The sequence below is a fragment of the Lacrimispora sp. genome (assembly GCF_036758025.1).
Lineage (GTDB): Bacteria > Bacillota > Clostridia > Lachnospirales > Lachnospiraceae > Lacrimispora.
In genome coordinates, this window is the sequence record NZ_DAIOXM010000001.1 from 267,234 (window position 1) to 289,982 (window position 22,749).

Consider the following 22,749-nt stretch of genomic DNA (forward strand, 5'->3'; position numbering starts at 1 on the left):
AAGTGGTTGACACAGCCGGCTGAGTGTAATATAATGTATAACTGTGACGTTAGGCAAAAATGTTCAAGCCAATGCCCCGGAGTGAACGTTTTGAATATAACTTAAATGCAGTTATGATGAATAAAACGAGAATTTACAGGAGGTTATCCCATGAAGACTTTTATGGCTAGTCCATCAACGATTGAAAGAAAATGGTACGTAGTTGACGCTACAGGACATACATTAGGACGTTTGGCTTCAGAAGTAGCTAAAGTATTAAGAGGAAAAAATAAACCGATCTACACCCCGCATATGGATTGCGGCGATTATGTGATCGTTGTCAACGCAGACAAGATTTCTGTAACCGGCAAGAAGCTGGACCAGAAAATTTACTATCATCACTCTGATTATGTGGGCGGTATGAAAGAAACCACATTAAGAGAGATGCTGGCTAAAAAGCCTGAGAGAGTAATGGAACTGGCAGTTAAGGGTATGCTTCCAAAGGGACCTTTAGGAAGAAGCATGATTACAAAACTTCACGTATACGCAGGCCCAGAGCATGTAAATGCAGCTCAGAAGCCAGAAGTTTTAGAAATCAAATTTTAATCAGAGGTGCTGAAAGGAGGAAGTTATCATGGCTAATGCAAAATTTTACGGAACAGGCAGAAGAAAAAAATCTATCGCCAGAGTATATTTAGTACCGGGTACAGGCAAAATCACCATCAATAAGAGAGATATTGACCAGTACTTAGGTCTTGAAACATTAAAGGTTGTTGTTCGTCAGCCGCTGGTTGCTACAGAGAACGTTGATAAGTTTGACGTTTTAGTAAACGTTCACGGCGGTGGATTCACCGGACAGGCCGGTGCAATCAGACACGGTATTTCAAGAGCTCTGCTTCAGGCAGATGCGGACTATCGTCCAGTTCTTAAGAAAGCCGGTTATTTAACAAGAGATCCAAGAGCGAAAGAAAGAAAGAAATACGGCTTAAAGTCCGCTCGTAGGGCACCTCAGTTTTCAAAGAGATAAGCAGTTATCTGCGAACAAAAATGTATATGGAAAAGTCCCTGAATGCTTGCATTCAAAGGGACTTTTTTATATACATTTTTGTTCATTGGAATGCAAGAAATGACCGAGATGGAGCGAAGCGGAATCGAGGTTATTTCTTGCATTCGCAGATAACGGAAACTGCCAAAGACCAGAACATTGACAATCAGTACCAAATATAGTACTGTAGTTTTGAGCGGGCCGAAATAAGTGCCAAGCGTACAAAAAATAATAGACAAGATGAAACGGCAGCCAAACGGTATACGGCCGGAAGAAGCTGAAAAGGTACTGAATGCATATGGGTATGAAGCAGTGAGACAAAAGGGAAGCCACAAACAGTACTTAAATAAAGAAACTGGAGACCTGACAACAATAAAGCAGGAAAGCCCGTTAAAGAAGGTATATGTAATGGACATACTAAACCGGATAGGAGAGTAATTTCTCTGATCCGGATATAATATATCAGGCAGGAAAGGAGCGCAAACAATGGAAGTTAAGGATTATATGAAACTCCCATATACGAGATTAGTACAGGAAATAAATGATGAAAGCGGTCATTATTTCTACGGTAGAATCCTGGAGTTAGATGGCTGCCAAAGTACAGGCGATACACTGGAAGAATTATATGAAAGCCTTAATGAAGCTATGGAAGGGTATTTGGAAGTGAAGTTAGAAAATGGACTGCCGATTCCAATGCCTGAGAGTACAGGAGACTATAGCGGCAGATTCAACTTAAGGCTGCCTAAGTCCCTGCATCAAAGGCTTGCAATAGAAGCGGAACGAGAAGGCGTAAGTCTCAATACATTGGCGTTATATAAACTGACAAAGTAATGCAGGATATAGTAAAATCAGTAACAAAAGACTATCGAGGCTATTTAAATAGGAGGTTTTGCAAAAACAGCAAATAAGGCTATTTTTGCAGAACCTTCTTTATATCAGTTAAAGAGGAAGATTTAAATTCCATTTTTCGGTATAGCAAGAAGGAAGAAAAGGTATTATAATGGTAATTGTACGATCCGATAAATACCTATTTAAAAATGCCACACCAAGATCAAAGCCTACATGCGGGAGGTATTTATGCAAACCTTTAAAGAGCTATACGAAAGCACGATCAAAGCAGCACTGGACAATAAATCAGATTTGGCACCGGAAGACGAACACTCCTACGACCCCAACCACTTAGACTGCCTTTTAAACCCCAAGAAACACCCCATCGTATTCCGCACCGGAACATGCAATTGTTCCGAATCTGAAGGCGAAGAATGCTTAAACCGCTGTCCCTTCGGAGCCTTAACCATGGGAGCCGATGGAGTAGAGGTAGACCCTGAACTCTGTCTGGGCTGCGAAAACTGCATCCAAGGCTGCGCCAGTGAAAAACTAACTGCCACCACAGACATTATCCCAGCCCTAAAAGCCATAAGAAGCTCTAAAAGTCTGGTATACGCCATGATCGCCCCTGCATTTCTAGGCCAGTTTTCCAGTGAAGTCACACCCGGCAAACTGAGAAATGCATTAAAAGAAGTAGGATTCGACGGAATGCTGGAGGTTGCCCTATTTGCGGACATCCTCACTCTAAAAGAAGCCCTCGAATTTGACAAAAACATTAACGATATCAATGATTTTCAGCTCACAAGCTGCTGCTGTCCCATGTGGATCGGCATGATCCGTAAGGTTTACAACCAACTCCTCCCCCACGTCCCTGGCTCAGTTTCTCCCATGATTGCCTGTGCAAGAGTAGTAAAAGCACTCCACCCCGATGCCATGACCGTCTTCATAGGCCCATGCCTTGCAAAAAAGGCAGAGGCCAGAGAAAAGGATTTGGCAGGAGATGTTGACTTTGTGCTCACCTTCCAGGAAACAAAGAACATCTTTGATGCCCTGGGAATCGATCCTGCTGTAATGGAAGAGAGCGAGAAAGACCACTCCTCCAAAGCGGGAAGAATTTATGCCAGAAAGGGCGGAGTCAGTGAAGCGGTGGAATATACCGTAAGGGCCATCAACCCCAACAAAGAGACAAAAATCCGCACCAAGCATGCCGATGGAGTCCCTGCATGCAGGAAGATGATCCAGGATATTATGGAGGGAAAGATTGAAGCCAATTTTTATGAAGGAATGGGCTGCGTAGGCGGATGTGTAGGAGGCCCCAGATCCATCTTGGGAATGGAGCTGGGAACCGAGCTGGTCAATGAATATGGAGAGAAGGCAACCTATCAGCATCCCGCTGAGAATCCATATGTCATTGAGCTGCTGCACCGCCTTGGAATGGACACCATTGAAAGCCTGTTAGAGGAAACAGACTTTTTCAGCAGAACAATATAAGAAAAAGGAAAGGCTGGCTTAAAGCGTGTTTGACAAATTAACAGAAAATGACATCAAGAAAATGCAGGAAGAAATTGATCACAGGAAGCTGGTGGTCCGCAAGGAAGCCCTGGAGGCCGTCAAGGAGGCCAGGGCCCATGGGGACTTAAGCGAGAACTTTGAATACCATGCTGCTAAAAAGGACAAGAACCAGAACGAAAGCAGAATCCGGTATTTGGAGAAGATGATCCGTACAGCTCAGATCGTATCCGATAATTCCAAAGAAGATGAAGTTGGGCTTTACAATACGGTTGATTTATATTTTGAAGAAGATGACGAAACAGAAACCTACAAACTGGTCACCACGGTCCGGGGAAATTCCATGAAGGGCCTTATTACCCCGGATTCCCCTTTGGGAAGAGCTATTATGGGCCGCAAAGCAGGAGACAGAATTTATGTAAAAATCAGCGATAAAGCTGGTTATTACGTAGTGGTAAAACGGCTGGAAAATACAAAGGATGACGGAAGCGATAAGCTGAGAAGCTATTGATCCGCAGGAAGGGTTGGTTTAAACGATGAAGGATATGACAAAAGGAAACATTTCATCCCACCTGATCGGATTTTCCATTCCACTGATTTTGGGAAATTTATTTCAGCTTACCTATAATGCGGTGGATTCCATTGTAGTGGGGCGTTTTGCAGGGGAACAGTCTTTGGCTGCGGTGGGCACGTCCGGCCCGGTCATGACCATTGTGATCCTGGGAATTTCGGGAATCTGTATCGGTGCCTCAGTGCTGATGAGTGAATTCTTTGGTGCGGGGAATTATGAAAAGGTGAAACGGGAGGCAGCGACGGTTCTGATATTTGGAATTTATTTTTCCCTGGCTGTTGCAGCTTTAGGAGCAATTTTTTCTCCCAATATTCTGAGGCTTCTTCGGGCACCCGAGGAAATCATTGAAGAGGGTGCTCTGTATCTGCGGGTTATATTTTTAGGAGTTCCCTTTACTTTTTTTTACAATGCAGTGGCTTCGGCTTTAAGGAGTGTGGGAGATTCCAAAACCCCGGTCCGGTTTCTGGCGGTGGCTTCGGTGCTTAACGGAATTTTGGATGTGATCTTTGTATCCCAGTTTCATATGGGAGTTTTTGGAGCCGCACTCTCCACCAATATTGCAGCGGCTGTCTCAGTTATTTTATGTGTGGGATACATATATAAGAAGGTTCCCTTTCTTCAGCTTACCAGAGAGGAGTTCCATATGGACCGGGGGCTTTTGAACCTGACCTTACGGCATGGGTCCATTACGGCATTACAGCAATCCTGCCAGCCCATTGGAAAGCTTTTGATTCAGGGATTTATTAATCCCTTGGGTGTCAGCACCATTGCGGCCTTTCATGCGGTAAACCGGGTGGAAGACTTTGCGCTTATCCCGGAACAGAGCATTGGAGCAGGAATGATGACCTTTGTAGCCCAGAACCGTGGAGCAGGAGATGGAAAACGGGTGAAAAAGGGATTTCGGACCGGGCTGGTTTTGGAAGCCTGCTACTGGGTTCTGATCTGCGGGTTAGTTCTTCTTATAAAAGAGCCTGCCATGAGGTTGTTTGTCTCGGAGGGAGACAAGGGCATGGTGGCAGCAGGGGTAGAATATCTAAGCATTATGGCATTTTTTTATCTGGTTCCTGCGTTTACCAATGGAATACAGGGCTTTTTCAGGGGAATGGGGAACATGTCCATAACGCTGATCTCCACATTGATTCAGATATCCGTCCGGGTAGTCTTTGTTTACATCCTGGTCCCGGTTATGGGAATAAAGGGAGTGGCCGTTGCCAGTTTCATTGGCTGGGTATGTATGCTGCTTGCAGAAATTCCTTATTATTTTTGGTTTAAGAAAAAAAATCAACTATTACAGGAGAGATGAAATGATTAAAAATATAGTATTTGATATGGGAAAAGTATTGGTAAATTACGAAGGGAATAAGGTGTGCCACCATTTTATTGAGGATGAGGCGGAGAGAAAGGCAGTATCTACCGCAGTGTTTGATTCCCCGGAGTGGATTTTTCTGGATATGGGCCTGATGCCGGAAGAGACTGCCCTTAAGAAAATGCAGGCCCGTCTGGAAACAGATCACGCAAAGGAAATGGCAGCTTTATGCATGAAGCACTGGCACGAATACAACCTATGGCCCATTGAGGGAATGGAAGAGTTAGTGGCAGAGCTTAAGGAAAAAGGTTATGGGATTTATTTGTGCTCCAATGCCTCCCTGCGGCTTTTGGAATGCAGCCATATGATTCCCGGAATCAGCTATTTTGACGGAACTTTATTTTCCGCAGAGGTGAAGTACATAAAACCTCAGAAGGAAATGTACGGCCATCTGTTCAGCCGGTTCGGATTAAAGCCGGAGGAATGCTTTTTTATCGATGATATTCCTATGAATATTGAGGGAGCCAGGGATTGCGGAATGGATGGATACTGTTTTGCAGACGGAGATGTAAAGAAACTTAGGGAAGTGTTATTCCGTTTAAACGAAAGCCAGCCAGCTTTGTAATGGCTGATAGAATAGAGAGATCGTTATCATGTACCGGATTTCAATAAAAGATATGGATTTGGAGCAGATTGCCAGATCAGGCCAATGCTTCCGGATCAGAAGGAGAGAGGACAATCATGGCGCCTGGTCCATTGCCGCAGCCGGGAATTATGTGGAGGCGGTGATGGAAGAGGACTGCTTTCTCTTTTCCTGCGGGGAAGAAGAATTCCGGGAAATATGGTCCGGTTACTTTGACCTGCAGACGGATTACAGCGGATATAAAAAGAATGTGGAGCCGGAAGATGCTTACCTTAGGGAGGCTGTTAAGCTGGGCTGGGGCGTGCGGATTTTGAATCAGGACCTTTGGGAAATGATCGTGACCTTTCTGATTTCACAAAACAACAACATTACCCGGATCACAGGAAGTGTTGAGGCCCTGTGCAGCAGGTTTGGAGTCCAAAGGACAGGAACCGGTCTGGCGGCTTCTGCTGACGGGACCTGGAAAGAGGAGGAAAGGAGCTATTACACCTTTCCGCAGCCTGAGGTCATTGCAGCAGCAGGGACTTCCGGCCTTTCAGGCCTGGGTCTTGGATACAGGGATAAATACATATGGTCCATGGCTGAAAAATGCAGCGGAGAGCCTGGAAAGATGTGGATTGAGGATTTAAAGAGGCAGGACTATGAAAATGCCCATTCCATGCTGACAGAACAATACGGCATAGGAAAGAAAGTGGCGGACTGCGTCTGCCTGTTCGGGCTTCATCACATCGGTGCTTTTCCGGTGGATACCCACGTAAAACAGATATTGGAACAGCATTATCCCCAGGGCTTTCCTCTTAAGAAATACCAGGGGTATGCAGGGATTCTCCAGCAGTATATGTTCTATTATAAAGTCAATAAACTGGCATTAAAGTGATTGCCGGAAGTTCTTTCATAACCGGAGCTTATAGTTTCGATTCCAATCTTATATACTGTTTTCTATCAAATTTATATGATTTTAGTTGAAAAATCCCGATAAATGTTCTATTATGATAACAAGTTTTCATAATCGGAGGGATGGCACTAAAGGGAGTGTCTTTTATGAGAAGCTGAAAAGCAGCTTCTCATAATCTATATTATGAAGACAATTACTTTAACACAGTAACATATCATAGCTACAGTCAGGTTATGCTTTCAAAGCTTTTGCATAGCTGGACTGTAACTCATATAGAGGGAGAATGAAAGATGGATTACAGCATTGCAGTTATCCCCGGTGATGGGATCGGACCTGAAATCATTGGAGAGGCGAAAAAGATCCTTGATAAGGTGGGAACTATATTCGGTCATGAATTTTTGTATACAGAGGTTTTGATGGGCGGTGTTTCCATTGATGCCCATGGCGTTCCCTTAACAGAGGAAGCCCTGGAAACCGCAAAAAACAGTGATTCTGTTCTCCTTGGAGCAGTAGGCGGAGATGTGGGAAATTCCAAATGGTACGATGTGGCTCCTCATTTAAGACCTGAAGCGGGGCTTTTGGCAATCCGCAAGGGCCTTAATTTATTTGCAAATATCCGTCCTGCTTATCTTTATAAAGAATTATCTGAAGCCTGCCCCTTAAAGAAAGAGATCATCGGAGACGGCTTTGACATGGTCATTATGAGAGAGCTGACAGGCGGTCTTTACTTTGGAGACCGGTGTACCAAGGAAATAGACGGCGTCAGAACTGCCGTTGACACCCTCACTTATAATGAAAATGAAATCAGAAGAATCGCCATTAAGGCTTTCGATATTGCCATGAAGCGCAGGAAGCAGGTCATCAGCGTGGATAAGGCAAATGTACTGGATTCCTCCAGGCTTTGGAGAAATGTGGTGGAAGAGGTGGCAAAGGACTATCCTGAGGTTACCTTAACCCACATGCTGGTTGACAACTGCGCCATGCAGCTTGTTATGAATCCACGCCAGTTTGATGTAATCCTGACGGAAAACATGTTCGGAGATATTTTATCCGACGAGGCCAGCATGATTACCGGTTCCATCGGAATGCTGTCTTCAGCCAGCATGAATGAAAGCAAATTCGGAATGTATGAGCCAAGTCACGGCTCTGCACCTGACATTGCAGGAAAGAACATTGCAAACCCCATAGCCACCATCCTTTCCGCAGCTATGATGCTGCGCTACTCCTTTGACTTGGATAAAGAAGCAGATGCAGTGGAAGCGGCAGTAGAAAAGGTATTGTCAGAAGGCTACCGGACCGGAGACATTATGTCTCAGGGCTGCAAGCAGGTCTCTACCACTGAGATGGGAGATTTGATTGCAGGGAAAATTTCATAAAAAGAAAAGGAGAGTACAGCATATGAAGAGTGATTCAGTAAAAAAAGGAATGCAGCAGGCACCTCACCGTTCCTTATTTAATGCACTGGGAATGACTGAGGAAGAGATGGAAAGACCATTGGTCGGAATTGTCAGCTCTTATAATGAGATCGTGCCAGGTCATACCAACCTGGATAAAATAGTCAATGCCGTCAAAATGGGAGTTGCCATGGCAGGCGGTACACCGGTCATGGTTCCGGCTATTGCAGTCTGCGACGGAATTGCCATGGGACACATCGGAATGAAGTATTCTCTGGTGACCAGAGATCTTGTTGCGGACTCTACAGAATGTCTGGCAAGGGCTCACGCCTTTGACGCATTGGTCATGGTACCAAACTGCGATAAAAACGTACCAGGACTTTTGATGGCAGCAGCCCGTGTCAATGTGCCAACTGTATTCGTCAGCGGCGGCCCCATGATGGCAGGCCGTGTGAAAGGACAGAAGACCAGCTTATCCAGCGTATTCGAGGCAGTAGGCGCTTATGCGGCTGAAACCATGACAGAAGAAGACGTAAGGGAATATGAAGAAAAAGCATGTCCTACCTGCGGCTCCTGCTCCGGTATGTATACGGCCAACAGCATGAACTGTTTAACCGAGGTATTGGGAATGGGTCTTCGCGGCAACGGAACTATACCGGCTGTTTACTCCGAGCGTTTAAAGCTTGCAAAGCATGCGGGAATGGCTGTTATGGATATGCTGAAAAAGAATATCTGTCCACGTGACATTATGACCGAAAAGGCTTTCCGCAACGCCCTGACTATGGATATGGCTTTGGGATGCAGTACCAACAGCATGCTTCACCTTCCGGCCATTGCTCATGAGGCAGGAGTGGACTTGAATCTGCAAATCGCCAATGAGATCAGCTCTAAGACTCCAAACCTCTGCCACTTAGCTCCGGCAGGCCATACTTATATGGAAGATTTAAATGAAGCCGGCGGTATTTACGCTGTTATGAATGAGATCAGCAAGCTGGGACTTTTAGAGCTGGATTGCATGACAGTAACAGGAAAGACCGTAGGAGAAAATATAAAGGGCCATGTGAACAAAGATCACTCAGTCATCCGCCCTGCAGAAGATCCTTACAGCAGCACCGGAGGTATTGCAGTCTTAACGGGAAATTTAGCACCGGACTGCTCTGTGGTGAAACGTTCTGCTGTAGATGCTGAGATGTTAAAGCATGAAGGTCCGGCAAGAGTATTTGACTGTGAAGAGGATGCCATTGACGCAATCAAGGGAGGAAAGATCGTAGCAGGCGATGTAGTAGTCATCCGCTATGAAGGACCTAAGGGCGGCCCCGGCATGAGAGAGATGTTAAATCCCACTTCAGCTATTGCAGGTATGGGACTTGGCTCCACAGTTGCCCTCATTACAGACGGACGCTTCAGCGGCGCTTCCAGAGGTGCTTCCATCGGCCATGTCTGCCCGGAAGCAGCAGTAGGAGGCCCGATTGCCCTGGTAGAAGAAGGGGATATTATTTCCATTGATATAGACAACTGCCGGTTAGACATAAAGGTATCAGATGAAGAAATGGCGGCAAGAAAGGCTGAATGGAAGCCCAGAAAGCCGCAGGTAACCTCTGGATATCTGGCCCGTTATGCGGCCATGGCGGCTCCGGCAAGCAAGGGAGCCATTCTGGAGATATAAAGAAAGGGGAAAGCAGATTTATGAAAACATTATCAGGAGCAGAAATTGTAATTGAATGCCTGAAGGAACAGGGCGTAGACACTGTTTTTGGATATCCGGGCGGCACTATCCTCAATATATACGATGCCCTTTATAAGCACCAGGATGAGATCAATCACATTCTCACATCCCATGAGCAGGGTGCATCCCATGCGGCTGACGGATATGCAAGGGCAACAGGAAAAGTCGGTGTCTGTCTGGCAACCTCAGGCCCAGGAGCCACCAACCTGGTAACAGGAATTGCAACTGCCTTTATGGACTCCATTCCAGTGGTAGCCATTACCTGCAATGTGGGAGTCAGTCTGCTTGGGCGTGACAGCTTCCAGGAAATTGATATTGCCGGTGTGACCATGCCTATTACGAAATACAGTTTTATTGTTAAGGATATAACAAAGCTGGCGGACACCATTCGCCGGGCGTTTACCATCGCACAGACCGGAAGGCCTGGCCCGGTACTGGTGGATATTACCAAAGATGTAACAGGCAATACCTATGATTATGAATACAAGGCTCCCGCACCGATTGAGCGTCAGGTGGACACCATCACAGAAGAGGATTTGGAAACCGCTCTTCAGATGATCCGGAAGGCAGAAAAGCCTTATATTTTCGCAGGCGGCGGTGTTATTGCCTCTGATGCGGCAGAGGAGCTTCGTGCCTTTGCCCACAGAATTCAGGCTCCTGTGGCTGACAGCCTCATGGGAAAGGGTGCTATTGACGGAAATGACGAACTGTATACCGGAATGGTAGGAATGCACGGAACCAAGACCTCTAACCTGGGAATCACGGAATGCGATCTTCTGATTGTATCCGGAGCCAGGTTCAGCGACAGGGTAACGGGAAATGCCTCCAAATTTGCCAGAAAGGCCAAGATTCTTCAGTTTGACGTAGACCCTGCGGAGATCAGCAAAAATGTAAAGGCCCATGCCAGCGTCATCGGTGACGTAAAGATGATTTTAAAGAAATTAAATGCCCGTTTAGACCCGATCAATCACGATGAGTGGCTGGCGCACATTGACCGCAGGAGCCAGATGCATCCCCTGCGCTACGACAAGAGCATTTTAAGCGGGCCCTATATCATCGAAAAGATTTATGAGGTGACAGGGGGAGATGCCATTATAACCACAGAGGTAGGCCAGCATCAGATGTGGGCGGCCCAGTATTACAAGTACAATAAGCCCAGAAGCTTTATCACCTCCGGCGGTCTGGGAACCATGGGCTACGGCCTTGGAGCTTCCCTTGGGGCCAAGATGGGATGTCCTGATAAGCTGGTTATCAATGTGGCAGGCGACGGTTGTTTCCGTATGAACATGAATGAGATTGCCACAGCAGTCCGCTATAACATTCCCATTGTCCAGGTGGTTGTCAACAATCACGTTCTGGGTATGGTTCGCCAGTGGCAGACCTTGTTCTATGGAAAACGTTATTCACATACACTGCTTAATGACAAGGTGGATTTTGTAAAGATAGCAGAAGGAATGGGAGCCACCGCCTACCGTGTAACCAGAAAAGAGGAATTTGAGTCTGTTCTGAAAGAGGCCATTGCCCTCAATGCCCCTGTTGTGATTGACTGCCAGATTCACTGTGATGACAAGGTATTCCCTATGGTTTCACCCGGAGCGCCCATTGCAGATGCTTTTGACGCAGATGATTTAAAGATAAAACGCTAGTAATTCAGGGAAGCCCCCTGATAAGAGGAGGAAGAGATATGAGCAGAGTGTACAATTTTTCCGCAGGTCCGGCCGTGCTCCCGGAAGAAGTATTAAGGGAAGCCGCCGAAGAGATGATGGATTATAAGGGCTGCGGCATGTCCGTTATGGAGATGAGTCACAGATCCAAAGTTTATGATACGATCATCAAGGAGGCGGAAGCAGACCTTCGGGAGCTTTTGGAGATTCCAGACAATTATAAGGTGCTGTTTTTGCAGGGCGGAGCCTCCCAGCAGTTTGCCATGGTTCCTATGAACTTATTTAAGAACCGGGTGGGAGATTACATCATTACAGGACAGTGGGCGAAGAAGGCATATCAGGAAGGAAAGCTTTACGGAACAGCCAATGCTGTGGCTTCCAGCGCAGATAAGACCTTCAGTTATATTCCTGATGTTTCAGATCTGCCCATTTCAGATGATGCGGATTATGTCTATATTTGCGAAAATAACACAATATACGGCACAAAGTTTAAAAATCTGCCTAATACAAAGGGAAAAACCCTGGTAGCAGATCTCTCTTCCTGTTTTTTATCGGAACCTGTTGATGTTTCCAAATACGGCCTGATCTTTGCCGGTGCCCAGAAAAATGTAGGCCCTGCCGGAGTAGTCATCGTCATTATCCGTGAGGATCTCATTACAGAAGATGTTCTTCCGGGAACGCCTACCATGCTCCGCTACAAGATTCATGATGAGGCAGAATCCCTTTACAATACCCCTCCTGCTTACGGCATTTACGTGTGCGGAAAGGTATTTAAATGGCTGAAGAAGCGGGGCGGACTCTCTGCCATGAAGGAATACAATGAAAAGAAAGCAGCCATTCTTTACGATTTCCTGGACCAGAGCCAGATGTTTTCCGGCACAGTGGTAAAGGAGGACCGTTCCCTTATGAATGTTCCTTTTGTAACGGGAAATGATGAGCTGGATGCCCTGTTTGTAAAAGAGGCCAAGGCAGCAGGTTTTGAAAACTTAAAAGGCCACAGAAGCGTAGGCGGTATGAGAGCCAGCATTTACAATGCCATGCCTATGGAAGGTGTGGAAGCCCTGGTGGCATTTATGAAGGAATTTGAAGCAAAAAATACAAAATAAATCAATGGTTCAGCCATGCAAATACTTCTGCATGGCTGAACGTACATGCAGACAGGTGTGCAGGAAAGGATTGGAATCATGAAAAAAATTCATTGCCTTAATGCGATTGCTGATTGTGGAACCGCATTGCTGACAGAAGAGTATACGTTAACAGACAATATGAAGGAAGCAGACGGAGTGCTGGTACGAAGCGCTTCCATGCATGATATGGAGCTGCCTGAGGGGCTTCTTGCGGTTGGAAGAGCGGGAGCAGGAGTTAATAACATTCCCTTAGACGGATGTGCGGAGAAGGGAATTGTGGTATTTAACACACCGGGCGCCAATGCCAACGGCGTAAAGGAACTGGTTCTTGCAGGGCTTATGCTGGCTTCCAGAGATATCATTGGGGGAGTTCAGTGGTGCCAGGAAAATCGGGACGATGAAAATATCGCTAAAAATGCAGAGAAAGAGAAGAAAGCATTTGCAGGCTGTGAGATCAGAGGAAAGAAGCTGGGCGTGATCGGCCTTGGAGCTATTGGTGCGGAGGTTGCCAATGCCTGCTCTTACCTGGGTATGGAGGTCTATGGATATGATCCCTTTATTTCCGTAAATTCTGCCTGGTGCCTTTCCAGAAATGTAAAGCATATCACTTCTGTGGACACCATTTACCAGGAGTGTGATTATATTACTCTTCATGTTCCGCTGATTGACTCTACAAAGGGAATGATCAAGAAAGAAGCCATTGATACCATGAAAGATGGGGTAGTGGTTTTAAACTTCTCCAGGGACGTTCTGGTCAATGAAGATGATATGGCTGAGGCTTTAAAATCCGGCAAGGTGAAAAAGTATGTGACAGATTTCCCGAATCCAAAGTCCGTTAATATGGAGGGAGCTATTGTTATCCCCCATTTAGGTGCTTCCACGGAAGAGTCTGAGGATAACTGCGCAAGGATGGCCGTAAAGGAAATTATGGATTACATAGACAACGGGAATATCCGCAATTCTGTAAACTTCCCTTCCTGCGACATGGGAGAATGCAAGGCAGCCAGCCGTATTGCTGTGCTTCATTTAAACATTCCAAACATGATCGGACAGATTACAGGTGCTCTGGCAGCAGGGAATGTGAATATTTCCGACATGACCAACAAGAGCCGTGAAAAATACGCTTATACCTTGCTTGACCTGGAAAGTCCGGCAGATGAGGAATGCATACAGAAATTAAAAGACATCAAGGGCGCGCTCCGTGTGCGGGTGATCAGATAAAGGAGAAAGTATGGCTATCGTTAAACCATTTAAATGCGTCCGCCCGGATGAGCAGTATGCTCATCTGGTGGCGGCACTTCCTTACGATGTATACAACCGCAAGGAAGCCTGCCAGATTACAGCGGCAAATCCGAAATCATTTTTAAATATTGACAGGCCGGAGACACAGTTTTCTGAGGATGTGGATATTTACGATGACAGGGTCTATGAAAAGGCCGGGGAAATGTTAAAAAGCTGGATGGCGGATGGAACTTTTAAGGAAGACAGCGGGGAAGCTTATTATATTTACGAATTGATTATGGACGGACGAAGCCAGACCGGAATTGCGGCCTGCTCCTCCATTGATGATTATGTGGCTGGCGTGATTAAGAAGCATGAAAATACCAGAGAAGAAAAGGAAGTGGACCGGATACGCCATGTGGACACTACAAATGCCCAAACAGGGCCTATTTTCCTGGCGTACCGTTCTAATGAGGCAGTCAATAAGATTGTGAAAGTAAAAACGTCAGAAGCCCCTATCTATGATTTTGTTTCAGATGACGGGATCAGTCATAAGGTGTGGCGGATTGATGGTACGGGCATGATTCATGCTGTTGAAGAGGCATTTCAGAGTATTCCTGCTACCTATATAGCGGACGGGCACCATAGGGCGGCTTCTGCTGTTAAAGTGGGGCTTAAAAGGCGGGAAGAGAATCCGGGATATACGGGAGAAGAGCCGTTTAATTATTTTCTCTCGGTTCTGTTTCCTGACGACCAGCTGATGATTCTGCCTTATAACCGGGTTGTAAAGGATTTAAACGGACTTAGTCCGGAAGCATTTCTTGAAAAAGTAGAGGAATCCTTTGAAGTTTCCAAGGTGGGAGAAGAGGCTTATTCTCCGGAGGAAAAGGGAAGCTTTGGAATGTATATTGGAGGAATCTGGTACTGCTTAAAGGCGAGAGATTTTCTCTATTCACAAGACCCGGTGAAGAGTCTTGATGTGTCTATTCTTCAGGATCATGTTTTAGGCCCCATTCTGGGAATCAAGGATCCCAGAACAGATAAGCGGATTGACTTTATCGGCGGAATTAGAGGGCTTGGGGAATTGGAGAAGAGATGTAAGGAAGATATGGAAGCGGCATTTTCCATGTATCCGACTTCTATTGAGGAGTTGTTGAATGTGGCTGATGCAGGGCTTTTGATGCCTCCTAAATCTACCTGGTTTGAGCCGAAATTGAGAAGCGGGTTGTTTATTCATTTGCTGAAATAAGGATGAGATTTCTTAAGTATTATATAAGTGTAAGGGATTTAAGTATTTTTGATGCTTAAACTCTTGCACTTATTTTTTATAATGTGAGTTTTCTAAATACTTCCAGCTTACAAAATGTAATATATAATTGACATTTAGGAATATATAATATATAATTCAACCATAAACAACACAGGAGGACTGCAGTGAAAAATAAAAAGCTCAAGATTGCCAGAATTGAATGTGATATGAGCCAGGAGGATTTGGCTAATATGGTTGGTGTCACACGGCAAACCATTGGTTTGATCGAATCTGGGAATTATAATCCGACATTGAAGCTTTGCATTGCAATATGCAAAGCTCTTAACAAAAATCTAAACGACTTATTTTGGGAGGAATCATAATGAAAATCAATAAAATTAAAGATGAACGTGTTTTGCAACTAAACAATAAAATTCAAAGCGAAGCCTATCTTGTCGTGTTGTTCTTTGCAGTAGCTTCTGTTTTTATTAAATCCTATATTATGGATATGTCTTTCTCACAGTATGCAGTTGAATTTGGCATTATTATTTTATCAACAGTTTACATTGCAGTGAGGAGCATGTCAGTTGGACATAATTTCATTGACACTTCAAAAGACGGAAAAGTGTTAACAGTGTCAGCTGTTTTAGCTTTAAGTTTTGCTGTCAGCATTGTAAATGGAGTAAGAAACTATTCCCTGTACAGCCATAAGTATACTGGAATATTTGACGGACATTTTATTGCAGTATTAATATTTACTTTTGTTTCTTCGGTTATTTTTACCTCTGTTGTATTTGCTCTTCTATATTGGTTCAATTGGAAAGGGCAGCAAAGAATTGAAAAAAGACTGAATGAGGAAAATGAACAGGATTGATTGTTTCAAACAGCCACATTTGAACCAAAATAAAACAATAAAGAGGCATTGGACCAAATCACCGGCCAATGCCTCTTCTCTGTTATTAATTTAATAGTTAACCGTTTCAACCGGTTCCGGAGGTACAAAATTCTCCGGAATGGCCGGGTCTTTCATATCATATATCCGGTCATATTCCTTTGTCTCCTGGTCTTTCAATGTTTCAGAACGGTTCATGGCAAGGAATTTCACCAGCTCATAGCAGTTAACCCAGATTTCATTATTCCCTTCTTTCTGGGATTCATCGAAAATAAGCTGAAGCCCGAAGTGAAGATGAGGCTGGTTAATGTTGTTGGTGTTTTCCGTCCTGCTGTATCCGGTGCGACCCAGATAACCGATCACGTCTCCGGCAGTGACGATGCTTCCCTGTTCTAAGGATTTATGATAAGGGTAGTTCTTTCTCAAATGAGCATAATAATAATACCGTTTCCCGTCAAAACTCCGTATCCCCAGCCGCCATCCGCCGTACTGGTTCCAGCCGATGGCTTCCACGTAACCGCTTTCCACTGCAATAATAGGGGTTCCCACCTGACCCATCATATCATGGCCTAAATGCTGGCGTTTATAACCATAAGACCGGGATACACCGAAATCATCAAATTCGTTGTAGGGAAAGCCTTTTGCAATGGGGGAAAATCCTTTGAGTCCATATTTTGTAACCCAGACCTTATCCGGATCAATGCTGCCGTCGGGAAGGCGGGCAGGAGCAGCGTAAAGAGGTGCATTTTCAGCGGGAATCTGTATTTCATATTGGCCTGTAAGTCCGTCGAGCACAGCGCCGTAGGCATCCCTGTAATAAGAATAATATTTCATTTTAGCAGTCAGTTCCTCCATGGTTTTGCCTGAAAGGAGCTGTTCTGCCAGATTATCTAAATCCTTGGTGGAATACTTGGAAAAATCCCCTCCATATTTAGCGCCCAGAAAGGCCAGCAAATCCACCCAGTTCAAATGAATCTCTGACTGGCAGGTATCCACATCATACCGGAAGGCTTCCTTCATGGCCTTGGCGGTCACGTCAAAATCCACCCATTTTATAAATTTCTTTGCTTCTGAAGGACTGGCATTTTCATTTTGGCTGAAAACCGGGAATGAGAACCTTCCGCCTGCCGGCAGAAAAAAAAGAGAGACCAGAAGAAAGGTCAGAATAATAACTTCTATGTAAATAATGTATTGATGCCTGGAGGTCTGGGAATGTTGTGTATCTTTTTTTAATAGGTTCATAAGCGTTCTCCTTGCCGTTCCTGTAAATGCACATGCCAAAAGAAAGCAGGTTTTTTAGGCTTCACTTTATAAGATATGCAAAAAAGCTGAGGAATATGATATTCAAGGACTAAATACCTGCGGAATAAATACAGTTATTGACGTGCGTATAAAATGGGCGTATAATATATAGATGTAAGGGGGATACTGAGGTGACAGCAAAAGAAATTCTGAAAGAGCTTTATAAAGATGGCTGGATAGAGGTAAATTAAAGAGGTTCTCATATCAATTTTAAACATCCGACAAAACCGGGCAAGGTCACAGTTCCCATGCATTCAGGGGACTTACCGAGGGGAACATTAAATAGTATCTTAAAACAGGCGGGATTAAAGTAATGTTTCTGTCTATAAAAAAGGAGTGAGATATATGCGTAAATTAACTTATCTTGCAGTGTTGGAACCAGCCGATGAGGGATATGGTGTGTTTTTTCCGGATATTCCTGGCTGTATCAGTTTTGGAAAAACCATAGAAGAAGCGCAACAGATGGCAGAAGAGGCGGCAGGGCTCCATATTTATGCGATGGAGCAGGAGGGAGAAGAGATTCCAAAACCTTCTAAAACCTTAGATACAGAAGATGTCTCTGGCTGTATAGTTACACCCATAACAGTGTATCCAGACATGATTAAAAATGAAATGGATAATAAGAGGGTCAAAACTAATATAACTCTGCCCAATTGGTTAAAGCAAATTGCGGAAGAAAATAAAGTTAACTATTCCAGGATTCTTGAAACTGCTTTGATGGACTACTTAGGCCTTCAAGGAAAGCGGCAGGGCAAGTAATTAAATCAGAGTACTAGCCATTATAACGGATATTTGATACAATTCCAATATGGCAGTAAATGCAGCAGAACCACAACCATCGGAAGGAGATGCGAAAATGAATAACTTTGAATATTATGTACCCACAAGGATGATTTTCGGTCGTGACACCCAGAAACAGGTAGGAGCCATAATCCGGGAATACGGGTTTAAAAAGGTCATGATCCACTATGGCGGAGGAAGCGTAAAGAAAACCGGCCTGCTGGATCAGGTGACAGATTCCTTAAAGGAACAGGGAATCGGCTATGTCCTTTTTGGAGGCGCCCAGCCAAACCCCACCCTGTCTTTGGCAAAAGAGGGAATTGATCTTTGTATCAAAGAGCAGGTAGATTTCATCCTGGCAGTAGGAGGCGGAAGCGCCATTGACTCAGCCAAGTGCATAGCCGATGGAGCCATGAACCCGGAAACTGACCCATGGAAGTTCTTTATGAAGGAAGCACTTCCCCAGAAGGCCCTTCCTCATGGATGTATTCTCACCTTGTCTGCTTCAGGAAGCGAAAGCAGTGCATCCTGTGTTATCACCAATGAAGAATCCGGCTTAAAGCGGGGCTTTAACAGTCCAACCCACCGTCCACTATTTGCCATCTGCAATCCGGAGCTGACCTTTACGGTCAATAAGTTCCAAACAGGATGCGGAACAGTGGACATTATGATGCACACTCTGGAACGGTATCTGGGCGGAAAAACCAGGGATACGGATTTGACGGACCGTCTGGCAGAGAGCATTTTGATTTCTGTTATGGAAGCAGGAGCTGTTGCCGACAAGAACCCGGAGGATTATGAAGCCAGGGCAGCCCTTATGTGGGCGGGAAGCCTTTCCCACAATGACCTGACAGGTCTTGGAAGAGAATACATGATGCAGGTTCATCAATTGGAGCATGAGTTATCCGGTATGTATCCTTCCGTTGCCCATGGCGCCGGACTGTCAGCCCTGTTCTGTTCCTGGGCCAGATATGTGTGTAAAGAAGATCCCATGAGATTTGCCCAGCTTGCTGTAAGAGTATTAAAGGAAGAGATGAATTTTGAAGATCCCTTACAAACAGCTTTAAAGGGCATCGACAGCCTGGAGAAGTATTTTAAGAGCCTGGAAATGCCTGTAACCTTAAGAGAACTGGAAGCTGGAATAAAGGAAGACGATTTTGAAGCGATGGCAGAGAAATGCTCCGGGGGCAATACAAGGATTCTGCCCGGAATCAAGGCTTTGGGAAAAGCAGAAATGATTGAAGTTTATAAAATGGCATTTTAGATTGCAAATATCCGCCTGACAGTGAAAGCAGGCTGCCCCTCTAAAGAGTTGGCAGCCTGCTTATTTTATTGGGTATAAGCCTTAATCCCGAAAGCATCCCATCCGGCATATATCGGTTACAACGGCCTTGGATTTCTCCTTTTCCTTATCCTTGCAGAGGGGTTTGAAAATGGAGACCCTGGTTATGGCGTTTTTGGGAGGCCGGGTCATAATAGTGGAATTGCAGACAAAACGAAAGTGGATTCCCCTGGACTCGCAAATGGATACCAGATAGGGTTTATAGGTAGTGCCGCGCAGATCCTTGGTAGCTTCATGAAAAATGGCCAGATCCTTGCAGTTTACATCTCGGTAGGGACAAAAGTTGCCTGGGCAGCACATATCAGGGACTCCTTTATTTTCTATTGTTATATGATATGCATCTGCGGGGACGAGCGTGAGTCCTTTCCCTCAATTCACATCTTGTCTGCGTCATCCATAGAATATAGTATAATAAAGGCTGAAAGGATGAGAAAACGATGAGTGGTTATAATTGCAGGTGTAGTTGTAGATGTAACTGCGGAGGCAATCGCGGAAATGACGAATGCGAGCGCAAACGCAGAGAACAGGAATTAAAGGACGCTTATTGCGCCGGCTTTAAAGATGGCTGCAGAAATGCTCCCTGTGGACGGGATGCCCGCAGTGAGGATGATTGTGGATGTGAATAAATGTAAAATGCGGGTATCCGGTATTCCGGGCCCGCTTTTTGATACAATAGGAAAGTTCCTCAATGAATGACCAGTGTGGGCATTAAACATATTTCCTTTTGCTTTATTTCTTTTTTCTTGTCCTGTCTGGCAGCTTCTTTCATAATGTTCCAGGCCCTTATTCCAAGTTCTTCCACGTCCTGGTTCACACTTGATACTTTTATTCCAAATAAATAATCAGACAGCAGATTGTCATAGCTTACTATGGCATAATCTTCGGGCACATGGATACCCTGCTCTGAAAAGTATCTTAAAATGCCCAGGGTCATCATGTCATTGCATACAAATATAGCCGTGCAGTCTGTGTCAAGGACTTGCTTTGCGGCTTCATATCCGCCTTCTATCCGGTAATTTGCAGGAATGATATACTCTTTCGGCACCTTGATTCCATATTCCATCATTGCATTCCGGTATCCGTGTATACGGGAAAGAGAGTTGTGGGAAATGAAAGTATTGCAGATACAGGCAATCTTTCTGTGGCCTTTCTCCAGAAGATGCTTTGTTGCAATATAGGAACCCTCTACATTATCAAAATATATTTTATTACATGAAAATGAATCAAATATGCGGTCAACCATTACAAATGGAAGATTAAGCTGTAATAATTTCTGCTCAATAATATTCTGATGAAGATAGGATTCATTGGAAATCACTACAAATATTCCGTCGATTCCTTTTGCCGCCAGAAGATCAATTAAAATCATGTCTCCTTCAAATGTATCGTTGGAGTTGACGATAATCAATGAATATCCTTCCGCTCTCAGCTGCAGCTCTAAAGTTTTTGATAATTTAGAAAAGAAAGGGTTTTCTATATCAGGGATCAGAAGCCCGAATGTATTGTTTTTTCTGGTTACCAGACTGCGTGCAGCCGCGTTTGGAATATATTGATGATCATCAGCAATCTGCAGAATAAGATTTTTCTTTTTTTCAGAAATTCTATTTGGCCTGTTGTTTAGAACCAGGGATACGCTGCTTGGAGAAACTCCCGCTAATCTGGCTATTTCTTTTATTGTTATAGACATAGTATTTGACCTCTGATGTATTGATATGAATAATAATACCGTATTTTACATAAAAAAGCAACTCATATAAGATAAAACGATTTATCATTTATATTTTTTATCTTGACATGAATCGAAAACAATGATAATATGGATTTACAAAGTAGATAAAACGTTTTATCAACAACAAACCTATATTACAAACGAAACGATTTGGGGTTTTGGGAAAGGTGTGGCAGAAATGAGAATCGGAGTTGTAGGCAGTATCAATATGGATATGACTGTTACAGCACCGCGGATTCCGGGAAAAGGCGAAACGATTACAGGCGATGCCATTGCCTATATTCCAGGAGGAAAAGGTGCAAACCAGGCAGTTGCGGCTGCCAGATTAGGTGCGGATGTAACGATGTTTGGCTGTGTGGGAAACGATGACCATGGAAAAGCCCTCATTGAAAATCTGAAAAATGAAGGTATTCATACAGAATATATAAAAGTACGTGAAAATCAGGTGACAGGGCTGGCTGTGATAACGGTAGCGGAAAGCGATAACTGTATTATAGTTTTAGCGGGAGCAAATAATACGGTAGATATTGAGTACATTAATGGCATCAAAGAAAATTTATTAACCTGCGACATTGTATTATTGCAGCAGGAGATATTACAGGAAACCGTGGAATATGTCATTGGCTTATGTGCAAGTCATGGAGTAAAGGTCATATTAAACCCGGCACCGGCCAGAGAGCTGAAAAGAGAACTGATAGAATTATTGGATTACATTACCCCCAATGAGCATGAAGCCAGGATCATATTTGGAGAGACGGCTGATACGGAGTCTTTATTAAAACAGTATCCGGAAAAACTCATTATTACCCAAGGGGAAAAAGGTGTCATTTACATTGATCATGAAAAAAAGGCAGTGGCTTTGCCGGCAAGAAAATCTAGTGTAGTCGATACTACGGGAGCAGGGGATACATTTAACGGTGCATTTGCCGTAGCACTTGGCTTATACCATAACATGGAAAAAGCGTTGACGTTTGCAGTCCTGGCTTCCGGTTTGTCGGTAGAGAAGTTTGGTGCTCAAGGCGGTATGCCGAAACTTAAGGATGTGATCAGAGAACTGGAAGACCGGTTTGACGGTTGTAATGAGGGTGATACTTACCGGATTGGAGGATAACCATGAAGAGAAACGGAATTTTAAACAGCAGCATTTCAAGCGTACTTTCTTCCATGGGGCATACGGATTTGCTTTGCATCGGAGATTGCGGGCTTCCCATACCAGATGAGACAAAACGGATTGATCTGGCTTTGCGTTTTAATATCCCTTCATTCCTGGAAACGTTAGATGTGGTTACTGATGATATGGCAGTAGAAGCTTATATTTTGGCAGAGGAAATAAAAGACCAGAATCCGGAAATGATGGAAAACATACGAACCATGATGAATAAAAAGTTTCCCAATGCAGTGGAATGCTTTACATCCCATGAAAACCTGAAAGAACAGACAAAAACGTGCAAGGCAGTCATAAGGACCGGCGAAATAACTGCGTTTTCAAACATTATATTGGTTTCAGCCTGCATTTTTGCAACCCAGGGTTAAGGGGAGGGAGAAGA

25 protein-coding genes are annotated in these 22,749 nt (G+C 44.4%); 22 read left to right on the top strand and 3 right to left on the bottom strand.

Annotation, left to right across the window (positions count from 1 at the left end):
- Positions 1 to 150: 150 nt before the first annotated feature.
- The 17 genes from rplM to V7M78_RS01305 all read left to right on the top strand — a co-directional run bounded on the left by rplM (position 151) and on the right by V7M78_RS01305 (position 16,031).
- On the top strand, positions 151 to 585 hold the full coding sequence (gene rplM, locus V7M78_RS01225) for a 50S ribosomal protein L13 (protein ID WP_333645627.1): 435 nt from the start codon (positions 151 to 153) through the stop codon (positions 583 to 585).
- Between the two features lie 28 nt (positions 586 to 613).
- Positions 614 to 1,006 (top strand): 30S ribosomal protein S9, encoded by a 393-nt coding sequence (gene rpsI / locus V7M78_RS01230; protein ID WP_333645628.1) that lies wholly within the window; start codon positions 614 to 616, stop codon positions 1,004 to 1,006.
- 228 nt (positions 1,007 to 1,234) lie between these two features.
- Complete coding sequence (locus V7M78_RS01235) at positions 1,235 to 1,462, top strand: type II toxin-antitoxin system HicA family toxin (RefSeq protein WP_333645629.1); 228 nt, start codon at positions 1,235 to 1,237, stop codon at positions 1,460 to 1,462.
- A gap of 48 nt (positions 1,463 to 1,510) precedes the next feature.
- Positions 1,511 to 1,855 (top strand): type II toxin-antitoxin system HicB family antitoxin, encoded by a 345-nt coding sequence (locus V7M78_RS01240; protein WP_333645630.1) that lies wholly within the window; start codon positions 1,511 to 1,513, stop codon positions 1,853 to 1,855.
- 246 nt (positions 1,856 to 2,101) lie between these two features.
- Entirely contained in the window at positions 2,102 to 3,343 is a 1,242-nt protein-coding gene (locus V7M78_RS01245; protein WP_333645631.1) for a [Fe-Fe] hydrogenase large subunit C-terminal domain-containing protein, read from the top strand.
- 25 nt (positions 3,344 to 3,368) lie between these two features.
- On the top strand, positions 3,369 to 3,872 hold the full coding sequence (locus V7M78_RS01250) for a GreA/GreB family elongation factor (protein ID WP_333645632.1): 504 nt from the start codon (positions 3,369 to 3,371) through the stop codon (positions 3,870 to 3,872).
- A 25-nt stretch (positions 3,873 to 3,897) separates the two neighbouring features.
- Entirely contained in the window at positions 3,898 to 5,235 is a 1,338-nt protein-coding gene (locus tag V7M78_RS01255; protein WP_333645633.1) for an MATE family efflux transporter, read from the top strand.
- Position 5,236: 1 nt separating this feature from the next.
- A complete protein-coding gene (locus V7M78_RS01260; protein ID WP_333645634.1) occupies positions 5,237 to 5,863 on the top strand; it encodes an HAD family hydrolase in 627 nt (208 codons plus the stop codon).
- A gap of 28 nt (positions 5,864 to 5,891) precedes the next feature.
- The gene (locus V7M78_RS01265; protein ID WP_333645635.1) at positions 5,892 to 6,758 is read left to right on the top strand and encodes a DNA glycosylase; all 867 of its coding nucleotides are present in this window, start codon (positions 5,892 to 5,894) and stop codon (positions 6,756 to 6,758) included.
- Between the two features lie 308 nt (positions 6,759 to 7,066).
- Complete coding sequence (leuB, locus tag V7M78_RS01270) at positions 7,067 to 8,152, top strand: 3-isopropylmalate dehydrogenase (RefSeq protein ID WP_333645636.1); 1,086 nt, start codon at positions 7,067 to 7,069, stop codon at positions 8,150 to 8,152.
- 22 nt (positions 8,153 to 8,174) lie between these two features.
- Positions 8,175 to 9,836, top strand: coding sequence for a dihydroxy-acid dehydratase (ilvD, locus tag V7M78_RS01275; RefSeq protein WP_333645637.1), 1,662 nt, complete (start codon positions 8,175 to 8,177; stop codon positions 9,834 to 9,836).
- A gap of 20 nt (positions 9,837 to 9,856) precedes the next feature.
- Positions 9,857 to 11,542 (top strand): biosynthetic-type acetolactate synthase large subunit, encoded by a 1,686-nt coding sequence (gene ilvB / locus V7M78_RS01280; RefSeq protein WP_333645638.1) that lies wholly within the window; start codon positions 9,857 to 9,859, stop codon positions 11,540 to 11,542.
- 38 nt (positions 11,543 to 11,580) lie between these two features.
- Positions 11,581 to 12,666: a 3-phosphoserine/phosphohydroxythreonine transaminase gene (gene serC, locus V7M78_RS01285; protein ID WP_333645639.1), complete on the top strand. Its 1,086-nt coding sequence runs from the start codon at positions 11,581 to 11,583 to the stop codon at positions 12,664 to 12,666.
- Positions 12,667 to 12,744: 78 nt separating this feature from the next.
- Positions 12,745 to 13,908, top strand: a complete 1,164-nt coding sequence (locus V7M78_RS01290; protein WP_333645640.1) for a phosphoglycerate dehydrogenase — start codon at positions 12,745 to 12,747, stop codon at positions 13,906 to 13,908.
- Positions 13,909 to 13,918: 10 nt separating this feature from the next.
- Positions 13,919 to 15,157: a DUF1015 domain-containing protein gene (locus V7M78_RS01295; protein ID WP_333645641.1), complete on the top strand. Its 1,239-nt coding sequence runs from the start codon at positions 13,919 to 13,921 to the stop codon at positions 15,155 to 15,157.
- 185 nt (positions 15,158 to 15,342) lie between these two features.
- On the top strand, positions 15,343 to 15,540 hold the full coding sequence (locus tag V7M78_RS01300) for a helix-turn-helix transcriptional regulator (protein WP_333645642.1): 198 nt from the start codon (positions 15,343 to 15,345) through the stop codon (positions 15,538 to 15,540).
- On the top strand, positions 15,540 to 16,031 hold the full coding sequence (locus tag V7M78_RS01305) for a DUF6773 family protein (RefSeq protein WP_333645643.1): 492 nt from the start codon (positions 15,540 to 15,542) through the stop codon (positions 16,029 to 16,031). The genes V7M78_RS01300 and V7M78_RS01305 overlap by 1 nt, the downstream gene beginning before the upstream one ends.
- 90 nt (positions 16,032 to 16,121) lie before the next feature.
- On the opposite strand, the gene V7M78_RS01310 is transcribed toward V7M78_RS01305, so the two are convergent.
- Positions 16,122 to 17,291, bottom strand: a complete 1,170-nt coding sequence (locus V7M78_RS01310) for a M23 family metallopeptidase (protein WP_333645644.1) — start codon at positions 17,289 to 17,291, stop codon at positions 16,122 to 16,124.
- Between the two features lie 263 nt (positions 17,292 to 17,554).
- Between V7M78_RS01310 and V7M78_RS01315 the strand changes: the two genes are divergently transcribed.
- The 3 genes from V7M78_RS01315 to V7M78_RS01325 all read left to right on the top strand — a co-directional run bounded on the left by V7M78_RS01315 (position 17,555) and on the right by V7M78_RS01325 (position 19,395).
- Complete coding sequence (locus V7M78_RS01315; protein ID WP_333646039.1) at positions 17,555 to 17,665, top strand: type II toxin-antitoxin system HicA family toxin; 111 nt, start codon at positions 17,555 to 17,557, stop codon at positions 17,663 to 17,665.
- A gap of 31 nt (positions 17,666 to 17,696) precedes the next feature.
- Positions 17,697 to 18,110 carry a type II toxin-antitoxin system HicB family antitoxin gene (locus V7M78_RS01320; protein ID WP_333645645.1) on the top strand — a complete coding sequence of 138 codons (414 nt, stop codon included), beginning with the start codon at positions 17,697 to 17,699 and terminating at the stop codon, positions 18,108 to 18,110.
- A gap of 97 nt (positions 18,111 to 18,207) precedes the next feature.
- Positions 18,208 to 19,395 carry an iron-containing alcohol dehydrogenase gene (locus tag V7M78_RS01325; RefSeq protein ID WP_333645646.1) on the top strand — a complete coding sequence of 396 codons (1,188 nt, stop codon included), beginning with the start codon at positions 18,208 to 18,210 and terminating at the stop codon, positions 19,393 to 19,395.
- Positions 19,396 to 19,476: 81 nt separating this feature from the next.
- On the opposite strand, the gene V7M78_RS01330 is transcribed toward V7M78_RS01325, so the two are convergent.
- Entirely contained in the window at positions 19,477 to 19,773 is a 297-nt protein-coding gene (locus V7M78_RS01330) for a hypothetical protein (protein ID WP_333645648.1), read from the bottom strand.
- 385 nt (positions 19,774 to 20,158) lie between these two features.
- A complete protein-coding gene (locus tag V7M78_RS01335; RefSeq protein WP_333645650.1) occupies positions 20,159 to 21,160 on the bottom strand; it encodes a LacI family DNA-binding transcriptional regulator in 1,002 nt (333 codons plus the stop codon).
- 220 nt (positions 21,161 to 21,380) lie between these two features.
- Here V7M78_RS01335 and rbsK point away from each other — a divergent pair, with 220 nt between their 5' ends.
- Together rbsK and rbsD are read left to right on the top strand one after the other, a co-directional pair.
- Positions 21,381 to 22,313 carry a ribokinase gene (gene rbsK / locus V7M78_RS01340; protein WP_333645652.1) on the top strand — a complete coding sequence of 311 codons (933 nt, stop codon included), beginning with the start codon at positions 21,381 to 21,383 and terminating at the stop codon, positions 22,311 to 22,313.
- Positions 22,314 to 22,315: 2 nt separating this feature from the next.
- Positions 22,316 to 22,735, top strand: a complete 420-nt coding sequence (gene rbsD / locus V7M78_RS01345; RefSeq protein WP_333645654.1) for a D-ribose pyranase — start codon at positions 22,316 to 22,318, stop codon at positions 22,733 to 22,735.
- Positions 22,736 to 22,749: the final 14 nt, after the last annotated feature.